At 44.4% G+C, this 10,956-nt stretch carries 13 protein-coding genes; 6 read left to right on the top strand and 7 right to left on the bottom strand.

Annotated elements, in window-relative coordinates; all coding sequences use genetic code 11:
- Positions 1-240 precede the first annotated feature (240 nt).
- Positions 241-558, bottom strand: a complete 318-nt coding sequence (locus MiSe_RS44105; protein ID WP_444980627.1) for a Mo-dependent nitrogenase C-terminal domain-containing protein — start codon at positions 556-558, stop codon at positions 241-243.
- Between the two features lie 298 nt (positions 559-856).
- On the opposite strand from MiSe_RS44105, the gene MiSe_RS44100 reads away from it, so the two are divergent.
- The gene (locus MiSe_RS44100; RefSeq protein ID WP_226592843.1) at positions 857-1,051 is read left to right on the top strand and encodes a hypothetical protein; all 195 of its coding nucleotides are present in this window, start codon (positions 857-859) and stop codon (positions 1,049-1,051) included.
- A 292-nt stretch (positions 1,052-1,343) separates the two neighbouring features.
- Here the strand turns inward: MiSe_RS44100 and MiSe_RS44095 are convergent, their stop codons facing one another.
- The gene (locus MiSe_RS44095; RefSeq protein ID WP_226592845.1) at positions 1,344-1,649 is read right to left on the bottom strand and encodes a Mo-dependent nitrogenase C-terminal domain-containing protein; all 306 of its coding nucleotides are present in this window, start codon (positions 1,647-1,649) and stop codon (positions 1,344-1,346) included.
- 296 nt (positions 1,650-1,945) lie between these two features.
- Between MiSe_RS44095 and MiSe_RS44090 the strand changes: the two genes are divergently transcribed.
- Positions 1,946-2,140: a hypothetical protein gene (locus tag MiSe_RS44090; RefSeq protein WP_226592841.1), complete on the top strand. Its 195-nt coding sequence runs from the start codon at positions 1,946-1,948 to the stop codon at positions 2,138-2,140.
- Positions 2,141-2,398: 258 nt separating this feature from the next.
- Here the strand turns inward: MiSe_RS44090 and MiSe_RS44085 are convergent, their stop codons facing one another.
- Positions 2,399-2,596: a hypothetical protein gene (locus MiSe_RS44085; RefSeq protein WP_226592840.1), complete on the bottom strand. Its 198-nt coding sequence runs from the start codon at positions 2,594-2,596 to the stop codon at positions 2,399-2,401.
- Between the two features lie 235 nt (positions 2,597-2,831).
- Between MiSe_RS44085 and MiSe_RS44080 the strand changes: the two genes are divergently transcribed.
- Both MiSe_RS44080 and MiSe_RS44075 read left to right on the top strand, forming a co-directional pair.
- Complete coding sequence (locus tag MiSe_RS44080) at positions 2,832-4,742, top strand: ATP-binding protein (RefSeq protein ID WP_226592839.1); 1,911 nt, start codon at positions 2,832-2,834, stop codon at positions 4,740-4,742.
- A gap of 582 nt (positions 4,743-5,324) precedes the next feature.
- Positions 5,325-6,233: a PEP-CTERM sorting domain-containing protein gene (locus MiSe_RS44075; RefSeq protein WP_226592838.1), complete on the top strand. Its 909-nt coding sequence runs from the start codon at positions 5,325-5,327 to the stop codon at positions 6,231-6,233.
- Positions 6,234-6,543: 310 nt separating this feature from the next.
- Here the strand turns inward: MiSe_RS44075 and MiSe_RS44070 are convergent, their stop codons facing one another.
- Both MiSe_RS44070 and MiSe_RS51685 read right to left on the bottom strand, forming a co-directional pair.
- Entirely contained in the window at positions 6,544-8,325 is a 1,782-nt protein-coding gene (locus tag MiSe_RS44070) for an alpha-amylase family glycosyl hydrolase (RefSeq protein WP_226592837.1), read from the bottom strand.
- A 469-nt stretch (positions 8,326-8,794) separates the two neighbouring features.
- The gene (locus MiSe_RS51685) at positions 8,795-8,920 is read right to left on the bottom strand and encodes a hypothetical protein (protein ID WP_264197002.1); all 126 of its coding nucleotides are present in this window, start codon (positions 8,918-8,920) and stop codon (positions 8,795-8,797) included.
- Between the two features lie 330 nt (positions 8,921-9,250).
- On the opposite strand from MiSe_RS51685, the gene MiSe_RS44065 reads away from it, so the two are divergent.
- Entirely contained in the window at positions 9,251-9,529 is a 279-nt protein-coding gene (locus MiSe_RS44065; RefSeq protein WP_226592836.1) for a hypothetical protein, read from the top strand.
- A gap of 11 nt (positions 9,530-9,540) precedes the next feature.
- On the opposite strand, the gene ruvA is transcribed toward MiSe_RS44065, so the two are convergent.
- On the bottom strand, positions 9,541-10,170 hold the full coding sequence (ruvA, locus tag MiSe_RS44060; protein ID WP_226592835.1) for a Holliday junction branch migration protein RuvA: 630 nt from the start codon (positions 10,168-10,170) through the stop codon (positions 9,541-9,543).
- Positions 10,171-10,363: 193 nt separating this feature from the next.
- Between ruvA and MiSe_RS44055 the strand changes: the two genes are divergently transcribed.
- Positions 10,364-10,525, top strand: a complete 162-nt coding sequence (locus tag MiSe_RS44055; RefSeq protein ID WP_226592833.1) for a hypothetical protein — start codon at positions 10,364-10,366, stop codon at positions 10,523-10,525.
- A gap of 116 nt (positions 10,526-10,641) precedes the next feature.
- On the opposite strand, the gene MiSe_RS51680 is transcribed toward MiSe_RS44055, so the two are convergent.
- Positions 10,642-10,776, bottom strand: a complete 135-nt coding sequence (locus MiSe_RS51680) for a hypothetical protein (protein WP_264197001.1) — start codon at positions 10,774-10,776, stop codon at positions 10,642-10,644.
- Positions 10,777-10,956: the final 180 nt, after the last annotated feature.

Here is a 10,956-nt window from a genome sequence, read left to right as displayed (position 1 = left end):
CACACCCTTAAGGGTGTCGGCTAAAGCATGGGGCTACACAAACAAAGCCTGCCAGAGCAGGCTCAAATCCTTACAGCCCTTGTCTTGCGGGCTTTGTTTGTATAGCCACACCCTTAAGGGTGTCGGCTAAAGCATGGGGCTACACAAACAAAGCCTGCCAGAGCAGGCTCAAATCCTTACAGCCCTTGTCTTGCGGGCTTTGTTTGTATAGCCACACCCTTAAGGGTGTCGGCGTTAAATTTAATAGCAATATGGGGTAACATCTTCGCCACATACATCAGCTAAGTATACTAAAGAACGTAAGCGCAATCCCATTAATTGTTCGTATAAAGGATTGATTTTACATAGGGGCGGGATGCGGAAAAGAGTCCGCCCCAATATTTGAATATCTCTGGCAAACGGACATTGAGATGGGATGAGTTTGCACAACGCCCTGGCTAATTCAGCATCGCGGATTTCGATTGAGTCTAGCTGCTGGCGTAATGGTTGTAGGAGACTTTCCATTAAGCTGCCAGACTTCAAGGTTGTTTGTGGATAAATGCTATTGAATGCAGACATAAGTCAACCTAATAAAGATATCAACTGGTAAGAATTTGTTTCATGTTTCTATTATTAACCCAATTGCTAGTTTTGAGAGCGTTCCCAATCCCTATTATTTGTAATCGGTTTAATAAACTTAGGTGATGATAGTACTCAATCATTTGTAAAGTTAAGTTTAGTAATATGACATTAACTTATGAGTTAGCTCGAAGTTTGTAACTTTAGACACTTTTATCAAATAAATATCCGTAAAATAGATAGAGAGGGATCTATTGGTTTTACTTTCACTTTAGTTTTGTCAATTGGAGGTATCCCCATGCAAGAGCTTATCGCTACTGTTCCTATGCTCAACACGCCGCAAGAAATCGAAAAAGCAATAGAACTTTACAAAAACAGCGATCTGAGCGGTTTTGAACTGATTAAGCTGTGGCAAGCTATCCGCGATGCCGCCCTCAATCAGATTTTCCCCGATTCTAATAGCGATAACGTTCCCGGAGGCGATAGCTACTAACTCAAGTTGCTAGTTATGCTCATGGCTAATGGCTAATGGCTAATGGCTAATGGCTAATGGCTAATGGCTAATGGCAAGGAAAATACTATATTACTGAGCTTTTGATAGCTTCGCGTTCTTGAAGCGAGCGTTCTTCGATTAGCAATTAGCCATTAGCAATTAGCTATTAGCAACGCCCAAGTTTATAACTAGCAACTTGCGTTACTAATAGCTTTTCCCAATTAGGATAAAAAATTACCTCCTGCTATACCCATTAGGGTATGCAGGAGGGTTTGCATGTCAAACTACTTATTTAACAGCAATATTGACTCACATCTTCACCGCATACATCGGCAAGAAAACACAACGCTTGGAAACGCAATCCGACGAACTGTTCGTAGAAAGGATTCAACTTGCACAGCGGGGGAATGTGAAACAGCTTCTTGCCAAAGATTTGAATATCTCTTTCAAATGGACATTGAGAAGGGATGAGCTTGCAGACTAAGCGAGCAAATTGAGCGTCGCGCACTTGAATTGATTCTAACCGTTGGCGGATTGGATGCAGAATCATATCGGCTAAACTAGGAGACTCTGGATAAAGATGAGCGTTGCTAAGCATAATTACCTTACCTAAAATTTTTGTTTCATAGATTTGTTTGATATTTATATCTTCATCGCCGCCACAAGTTTTTCCGGCGAGCGCATAAACTATTTTTTGTGATATAATTGGTATCCCCGCACTGCTAAAAGTCATAGATCATAAGCGATCGCAGAGCAAATTCGCGGTGATGAGTATCACGCAAGATGATTGATAAGAATCACAAAAAAGTTGTATTGCTGACATTGGTTGGGGATTAAAATAGGGTGATACGGTCTGACTCAGACTTTTGTCCATGTCAGTAGGAGAAGGCTTTTATGCAAGAATTACTCACTAAGGTTCCCGTTCTCAAAACTCCTGAAGAAGTGGAACAAGCGATCGCGCGTTACAAAGCTAGCGATCTCAACGATATGGATCTGATTTACCTATGGCAAGCTATTCGCGATGCAAGCTTGAATCAGAATAACGATAACGCAGATACCGACAATGTTCCAGGTGAAGATAGCTACTAAACCCAATAAAAATTCTAGATCCGATCTCCAGTATAAATAGCCTCCTGTTAGACTCAAAGCGAGTTACAGGGGGTTTTTATGACAGAGGGAGAAAATAATGCTAACTCCCCATGTGAGGGGGAGGGAGAAGGAGAAAGAAAGACAGGACTTACGCAAGGGCGTTGCCATCACCTTAGTTTCGACCTAGATCTCTAGTTCCTTGCTCGACGATTTTTCATAGAAACCCGGAATATGAGCGTAAGTCCTGAAAGAATTTCGTTAATCGGACTGCCTAATCAAGTTGCTGAGGAACAAGCGAGCGTCGGTTAGGGGAAGATGCCTGGGTTTCCCTTGGAAGACAATTTGATACTCGTCGCCGTACTCGCCATCGCCATAGCCAGAAATCAGATTGCGGTGAAAAGCTTCCTCTGCCAACTTGTGAACTTCATCTCTGAGCGCAGTTTTTGTTACAGCCATATTCTGCTACCTCCAGAATTCCTTCTTAACTTATAAACAGGTAGGGTATGCGATCGCACCTTTCTGGGGAGATAACCAGTAGTGAGTACTGAGTATTTTTGATCGCCTTTTACAAGAATACCCTGAGATAGAGGCAAGCAGATTAAAACAAAGTTAGGCTCAAGCTTAAAATGGGGAGGGATTGTCCGATGGAGAATCCCTCCCCAAACACGAGCATCAGATCGGGTGAGAGGCAATGGTTACTGAAGCAATTACCGATACGATTCGCGTCAACGCTAGAAAAAGCGACGCTTTCGATATTTTTAACATCAGGCATTACATTGGGCCAAACCCTTATTTAGACAAGGCGGCGTTAGTATTTGATTTTGCTTTTACCGGATATCTGCCCCCTTTGTCCCTTGAAGAGTACGTTCAAAGGGTAAGCGAAGTCTACCCGCACCTGGGCGATCAAACCTACGAATCTTATCCCCATCTGTTCGCTTGCACCTTGTCAGAAGTCAATAAGCTTGACATGGGTTTGCACCTCGATTGTTGGAGTGTAAAACCCTATGGGGATTATATGCGGATTGCTTTTGAAACGCTCCACGCACGCACCAGTCGGTCAGTCGTTTATCTCGTTTGGGACTGGTTTGAAGCCATCACCCAAGGCGAAGAATTTACGTTTGACGATCAAATTAAAAAGCTGCAAAATATCTTCCGGCAATCAGTATACGGCGGGCCAACCGTCTATGCTTTATTACGTACCGCCCACGATAAAGGAATACCTGCATTTTATTTGTGGGACGAAGGGTTAATGCAATACGGCTATGGAAAAAAACTGGTGCGGGGCATTGCAACTACATTTGACTGCGATAGCCATTTAGATTCAGATTTTACCACTCGCAAAGATGACTGCAAAGCGTTTTTAGGCAACCTTGGCTTCCCCGTCCCCAAGGGCGATGTCGTCGTCTCGCTTGGGGAAGCTTTAGAAACAGCAGATAGAATTGGCTACCCAGTTGCAGTTAAACCTGTTTCCGGTCATAAAGGAATTGGGGTAACGGCTGACGTGCAAAATGGGGAGGAATTAAAATTCGCATTTGGTAGGGCAATTAAAGGTATTCCAGACGACCAACCGATGCAAGTAATTGTGGAAAAAAGCATTAAAGGCGCAGATTTTCGCTTGCTATGCGTTAACGGTCGATTTGTTGCCGCTACCGAACGTCGTCCGGCATGGGTTGTAGGAAATGGTCATGCTACTATTGGCGAATTAATCGAACGGGAAAATCACAAACCCGCGCGTTTGGATACTCCTACCTCGCCGATGAGTAAAATTCAGTGCGACGAAGCGATGGAAATGTTCTTAGAAGAACAAAAATTATCATTGGATAGCGTCATTGAGCAAGGTCGCACCGTTTATCTTCGCAAAGTCGCCAATTTATCATCCGGTGGCTTCAGTATCGATGCTACTAGCACCGTTCACCCCGATAACATTATCCTCGCCCAAGATATTGCCCAACACTTTAAACTTGTTTGTTTGGGAATTGATGTAATTTCCCCAAGTTTATCCCAATCTTGGAAAACGGGTAATTTTGGCATTCTGGAAATTAATGCCGCACCCGGTATTTTTATGCACCTCAATCCTGCCATAGGTGAAAGCGTTGATGTGCCTTCCCATATCTTGGAAACTTTCTTTGAATCTGGGAAAGATGCGAGGATACCGATTATCACCTTTAACCGGATTTCAGTTCAAGAACTCCAGCAAACGATTGACCATATTTTGTTACAACACCCAGAATGGACGATTGGTGCTATTTGTCGAGAAGGGCTTTTTGTCAACCGTTCTGAAAAAATTCTTAACAAGGATTACAACAGCAACGTGCAAAGTTTGTTGCGGAATCCCAAACTCGATTTGCTGATTGCGGCATACGGGGAAGATATTTTAGAACGGTATGGCATGTTTTACCAAGGCAGCAATATGGTTGTTTTGGATAATCCCACGGAAATAGAAATGACCCTGGCGCGAGATATTATCGACGATTCCACAGTTGTTGTGCGCGAGGGAAATAATATTTCGATTCGACGCAAGGGGTTGATCGAACAATACTCGTTAGGAGAAGGCGAACCGTTTACGAGGGTTTATTTGAAGGAAATTCCGACAGTTTTGTAACTATAAAAACCCGGTTTCTCTAAGAAACCGGGTTTTTATAGCAACATTTTAGCGCTCGCAGCCAGAGGAGAGATGTGGGAGAGGGACTAAGCTGCTACGCATCTAATTTTACAGTCAATTTTTCTGAGATTCTTGTGGGATGGGCATGCAAGCCCCGTCTCTTTATTCGATTTTGCGGAGCAGCTTATCCCTATTTTGGCGATTCTCCGGCGATGGCGCAGTAAATCCTGTCAAATTGTTGACTCGATTAACCTGCGTATAATTGCTGATATATTTATCAAACCTTCATAAAATTTTATACGTAAAAATAGTGATAACTTTATGAAAAATTGATGAATTGAGGCGGTTTTATGAAGTTGCTATGAAGATTCTGTAAAGGCAGTTCTCAAAACCAGTAATTGTATGGTTAGTATAAACAAAGTAAATTACACAGACAACGTAAAACTATAGATACGCTGTAAAAAGGTATTGCCAGGAACATTTTGCCGCCGGATTTTACGAGTAATAGGAAAAGCGAATTCCCAGAAGCGATCGCAGATTTTCAATTCTTGATGTTTATACCTGTTTAGAGGACTGCATACCATGACTATTGCCAAGAAATTACCGATGCTAATAGGTGCAACCCTGTTCGCAATAACAGCGGCAGGATCTGCACAAGCGGTAACCTTGTTTAGCGGAACTGGAACCCCGGGCGCAACCGATGCATTCAACGCAATGAAAGCCGCGATTGGGGGACAAGCTAATGCAGGGGGACCGAAAGCTAATGGATTCCGGACAATTAGTTGGGATGGTGTCAGGCTAGATGGCACGGATATTAACCCGAATACCAAAGTAATTGTCCCAGGCACAACTGTGAACATCCCAGTCGATCGCTTCTTGGGGCAAGGGGCGCTTTACGCAGAAGAATATACAGTCAGCGGTGACGGATTTGCCAGCGTCAATCCAGCGACTGCGGGACAATTTCCAGCCTTTAGTCCGAAGAATACTTTTGCCATGTTCGATGACGAACCTGGTGAATTTGAAGACCGTTTTATCGAACAAAGCTTTACCTTAGCTGGGACTCGTACTGCTGCTGGTACGCGCGGTTTCGGGGCAATTTTCGTCGATGTGGAACTAGCAAAAAGCAGCAGTATCGAGTATTTCAATGGCTCAACCAGCTTGGGTAAATTTTTCGTAGATCCGGCTCCCAAAAGTGGCGATCCATCTTTTCTTGGCGTTCTATTCGACGCTCCAATTGTTACAGATGTGACGCTGACGGTGGGAGATAAAGCCCTGTTTAACTTTGATGGCAAGACAATTCGCTCCTTTGGTGCTGAAGATTTATTAAAAGGGATCGACCTAGCAGTCACAGATGATTTCATCTATGCCGAACCCACAACAATAGCCAATGTTCCGGAACCGGGCACTAATTTAGGGCTATTGGTATTAGGTTCTCTGGGTACGATCGCTCTGTTAAAAAGCAATAAAAATAAACAGAAAATAACTGGCTGAACTCTCTAGCAAGGTAAACATCTAGTCTACCTATTTCTCGTTACCAGGCTCAGCCTGGTAACAAGTTTATAGCAGATTCAGGACTTACGCTTGGGCGACCCATCACCAAAGTTTCTGCGTAGATCTCTAGTTTCCAAACGAACGATTTTTCAGAGAAACTTTGGTGTTTGCGTAAGTCCTGAGATTGCAGCCGTATGAGGTACACCTGAGTTTGTCAAGCGCGCTGCCATTTTTGCTGCGCGCTTGACAAACGAGAGCCTTAAGGCTGTACCTCACTCGCTTGCAATCCGCTGTATTGAGGCTCTGTCTCCTACTGCCAAACTAACACTTTTGCTTCGTATTCTGGCAAGTCAATCATGATTTGACCGTTTCCAGCTTCTACATCGAAGTCGTGGGTCCATTCGTGCCAAGTTCCATCTGCTGGGAAGTTGGGAACTGTATACCCAGCCAGATAATTACCTGAGAAATTGGCGATGACCACGACGCGGGAACCTTCATCATTCCAACGAGTATATGCAATGACTTTCGCCTCAGCATTTTCGTGGAAAAAGTCAATATTTGCTGTGTAAAGTGCGTGATTGTTTTTCCGCAGGTGAATCAATCCTTTGTAGTATTCAAACAAACTGCGATTTAGGTCATTTTCTAGCAGCGTCCAATCGATTTTGGCGGGGTCGGGGGTTTTTGGTTTGTATTCTGCGATCGCTTGTCCCATCCACAACATTGGTACGCCGACAGCTGTCATTAAAATAACCGCTCCCAACTTAGCGCGCTTAAAAGCTTCAGCATCAAAGATATTCCGATTTCCCAATTCTACCATCAAGCGATCGTGGTCGTGGTTTGTGAGGTAATTAACCACATTGGTAGCACCCATAAAACCTTGGCGCTGGCAATCAATTACATCTTTAAGCTGCTCTAAATCGAAGGTATCGCCGCAGATGTGTACGGTAATAACGTGGCGGAAACTGTCGTGCCAACAACCATCCATTGGTCCATCTACGTTGGTGATGCTGGTAGTTTCAGGAATGTGTTCGGCGATGTTATAAAACGGCTTCATTCCCGCTGTTTTTTTGGCTTCTTGGACAATCCAGTGCATGAAGTCGTAATTGGCAATTTGCCGCGCGGCGTCGTAACGAATGCCGTCGATGTGATATTCTTCAATCCAAAAACGCACGGCGTCGCCGATAAATTTCCGCGCTGGATAGGTTGGCAAATTTTCGTCGAAATGTTCGTAGTTAAATTCTGGCCCCCAGTTGTTATCGGGGTCGCGGGGTGAGTGGTGATACCAATAATCGTGGTCAATTTGAGTCAGGGGACAAGATGCTTCTGAGTGGTTATAAATCCCATCCATAATGACGCGAATTCCCCTGGCATGACACTCGTCAATTAATTCTTTTAATTCTGCCGTTGTGCCATAGCTGGTTTCCGTAGCAAAAAAATAGCGGGGGTTATATCCCCAGCTATAATCACCCGGATATTCTTTGACTGGCAACAGTTCAATGGCGTTGATACCGAGTTCGCACAGATAGTCTAATTTCTCGATGACGTGCTTGTATTTGCCACGGGGATTAGGGTCATCTTCGCCGCCGGTAAAGTCGGCTACGTGCAATTCATAAATGACTAATTGATGGTCTGGGGGTAGCGGTTTATCGTCGTGTTTCCAAACATAGGTATCGACAATTTTTTTGCCGTCTTTGATTCTAACTGTGCCGACACCTTTGCTTTCGTCTACGTCTGTGGCATAGGGGTCGATGACATCTACCCATTGGTCTGGTTCAAAAAACCAGGATAATGATTGAACTTTGAATTTATAGTCGTAAACTCCATCTTCTAATTCGACCTCTGTGCGGAAATAACCATCCTTGCCTTTTTTCATCGGGATTTCTTTCCAGTCAGAGAAAGAACCGATTAAGGCGGCTCCTTTGTTATAGGGAGCAAATAACGCAAATTCGATGGTACTTGTCTTACTAGGTGTTTTGCTTGTTTTAGTAGGTGTTTTGCTTGTCTTATGAGCTGTGGGTGACATCTGATTTTTAGCTATAGTATGCCGACAACAGTATTTTCGGCTTTCTAACTCGGCTGTAGTATCGGTCACAAGAAATAATCTTGCTGCGGGTCACCTCTTTCTTAAGGAAGAAATGGAATTAGGATATAGAAACCGTAGGATAGATGACGGCTAACCAAACTGAAATGGTAAGTTATTAACTCAAGTTGCTAGTTAACGCAAGTTGCTAGTTATCTTTTTAGCGCTGAAGACAGGCTAATGGCTAATAGCTAATGGCTGGTAGAACCGAAAAATATTCCCATCACCAATTAGCAAGCTTGCAATTAGCTTCTGCTGTGCAACCCACGATAGTTATAACTAGCAACTTGGGTTAGTTATAAGCTTTGGCGGTGGTCATTGGTAATTGGTAATTGGTAATTGGATTAACAGGCTTTTGCCGTCAGCAGTCAGAAACCGGGTTTCTGAGTAGATTTCTCGCTGTCAAACCCACGATTTTTCAGATCGCCCTTTGTTTCTTTGGCTCGATGTAACTAGCAACTTACGTTATTAGATTTGCTTGCTAATCGTCACGCAGCAATACACTCCCTGTCTCTCTAGTATTCAATGCCGAGCGCTTGAGCCGATAAAGACCATTTTTAGTCATAATTTTTTTCGCCTCCAAATCGCCTATAAATAATCGCGACATGAATTTTTTTTTAATTTTTTGATTATATTAATATATTCAAGCGGATAAGATTGAAATGTGAAAAATATCATTTTTATGAAAAATTAGGAACAAAAAGATAAACGCGATTGGGGAAAAAACTATCAACATATCCGGAAACCTAGGCTGGTGCTATGTAGATATTACTGGTTTAGCTGCGCGATATGCCTGCGGCACGCTGGCGCTCCGCTATCGCGGAGCGCGAATCGCGCCACCCATACCCCAGGGGACATTAGTGCTTTTCACTACCACTACATCCCGGCTGATGGATTGCTCCCAGCAAGTGGGATCTGCACAAAATCTGCACAATTTTTGTATACCAATAAACAGAGTTATGACTTAGCACATTGCCAACCCCGCTGGCTATCGGTGAAGAAAGGAGAAAACATGGATTTTTTAAACCCCATCGCTGTTTGGATCGATCCCAACGACTGCAACTCATCAGTTGTCCTGCATAAGCTGAGTAATGGAACTTACGCGACGCATCTGTACCATCGCGATTTGAACCAACTCAGCTTTGGACATTACCACGGCAAAGATTTACGCTCGGCATGGTATGATTACCAGGCGCGAACTAAAGCCGAAATCTGAGAGCAAAAACATTACTGGCTGCTGAGCCAGGTAATCGCACTTCTGATCCAATCTTCAGGATTTGTGCTTTTGGCTACTACAGCATCTTGGCTCACAGCTTGTATTGCTTGTGCCACCTCGCCGCTGCTATATCCGAGTGCTAGCAGCGTCATTTCTACATCTTCTAAAATCGCTGGTGCTGGTTGACCAGATTTTAGGGTATCCAGCTGGTTAAAATTACGCCATTCGGCTAGCTTGGTTTTCAATTCTAAGGCAATGCGTTCTGCTGTTTTGGCACCGACACCGGGAGTTTTAGTTAAGGCGCGGGTGTTTCCGGTAACAATAGCTTGAACTAATTCTGGCAGACTAAGGGTGTCTAAAAGCGCGATCGCTAATGCTGCACCAATCCCGCTTACACTAATCAAACGGCGAAACAAATCCCTCTCCGCTGCACTGCCAAAACCATACAGCACCATTTGGTCTTCTTTAACTTGCAAGTGGGTGAAGACTTGCGTTGACTCTCCTACCCCCGGTAATTGCTGCACTAGACGCGGGGGTATTTGCAGTTCGTACCCGATTTGATTTACTTCTAATACCAGGGTGACGCGATGGTTGCTGGCACTTTGGATGGCTGCTACTGTTCCTTTGAGATAGCTAAGCATGAGCTAATTGCCGATTTCAAATTTATAGCCATTTTCAGTCGAATCAACGGGGGTAGGGACAAGGCATCCGAAAAACTTTGACAGGACTTACGCAAACACCAAAGTTTCTATGAAAAATCGTCGGTTTGGCAATCAGAGATATACGCAGAAACTTTGGTGATCAGATCGTGGTGCGTAAGTCCTATTTGAGTTGGTGACAAAACTTACCCGGGTGAGGGACACGGCATCCGAAAAACTGGGAGTTGGTGACAAAACTTACTGCGGGTGTGGGACACGGCATCCGAAAAACTGGGAGTTGGTGACAAAACTTACTGCGGGTGAGGGACACGGCATGGGAAAAACTGGGAGTTGGTGACAAAACTTACTGATGCCGCGTCAGGGACACCACATGGGAAAAACTGGGAGTTGGTGACAAAACTTACTGCGGGTGTGGGACACGGCATCCGAAAAACTTGGAGTTGGTGACAAAACTTACTGCGGGTGAGGGACACGGCAGGGGAAAAACTGGGAGTTGGTGACAAAACTTACTGCGGGTGAGGGACACGGCAGGGGAAAAACTGGGAGTTGGTGACAAAACTTACTGATGCCGGGTGAGGGACACGGCATGGGAAAAACTGGGAGTTGGTGACAAAACTTACTGCGGGTGAGGGACACGGCAGGGGAAAAACTGGGAGTTGGTGACAAAACTTACTGCGGGTGAGGGACACGGCATGGGAAAAACTGGGAGTTGGTGACAAAACTTACTGCGGGTGAGGGACACGGCATGGGAAAAACTGGGAGTTGGTG

Source organism: Microseira wollei NIES-4236, from assembly GCF_020521235.1.
Classification (GTDB): Bacteria; Cyanobacteriota; Cyanobacteriia; order Cyanobacteriales; family Aerosakkonemataceae; genus Microseira; species Microseira wollei.
The sequence above is the reverse complement of the archived record's forward strand: the minus strand, read 5'-3'. Positions and strand labels throughout refer to the sequence as shown.

Bases quoted from the DNA above. Each gene is read 5' to 3' on its own strand.
- MiSe_RS44105 (WP_444980627.1), bottom strand. From the start codon at position 558: ATGTCTGCATTCAATAGCATTTATCCACAAACAACCTTGAAGTCTGGC.
- MiSe_RS44100 (WP_226592843.1), top strand. From the start codon at position 857: ATGCAAGAGCTTATCGCTACTGTTCCTATGCTCAACACGCCGCAAGAA.
- MiSe_RS44095 (WP_226592845.1), bottom strand. From the start codon at position 1,649: ATGCTTAGCAACGCTCATCTTTATCCAGAGTCTCCTAGTTTAGCCGAT.
- MiSe_RS44090 (WP_226592841.1), top strand. From the start codon at position 1,946: ATGCAAGAATTACTCACTAAGGTTCCCGTTCTCAAAACTCCTGAAGAA.
- MiSe_RS44085 (WP_226592840.1), bottom strand. From the start codon at position 2,596: ATGGCTGTAACAAAAACTGCGCTCAGAGATGAAGTTCACAAGTTGGCA.
- MiSe_RS44080 (WP_226592839.1), top strand. From the start codon at position 2,832: ATGGTTACTGAAGCAATTACCGATACGATTCGCGTCAACGCTAGAAAA.
- MiSe_RS44075 (WP_226592838.1), top strand. From the start codon at position 5,325: ATGACTATTGCCAAGAAATTACCGATGCTAATAGGTGCAACCCTGTTC.
- MiSe_RS51685 (WP_264197002.1), bottom strand. From the start codon at position 8,920: ATGTCGCGATTATTTATAGGCGATTTGGAGGCGAAAAAAATTATGACT.
- ruvA (WP_226592835.1), bottom strand. From the start codon at position 10,170: ATGCTTAGCTATCTCAAAGGAACAGTAGCAGCCATCCAAAGTGCCAGC.
- MiSe_RS51680 (WP_264197001.1), bottom strand. From the start codon at position 10,776: ATGCCGTGTCCCTCACCCGGCATCAGTAAGTTTTGTCACCAACTCCCA.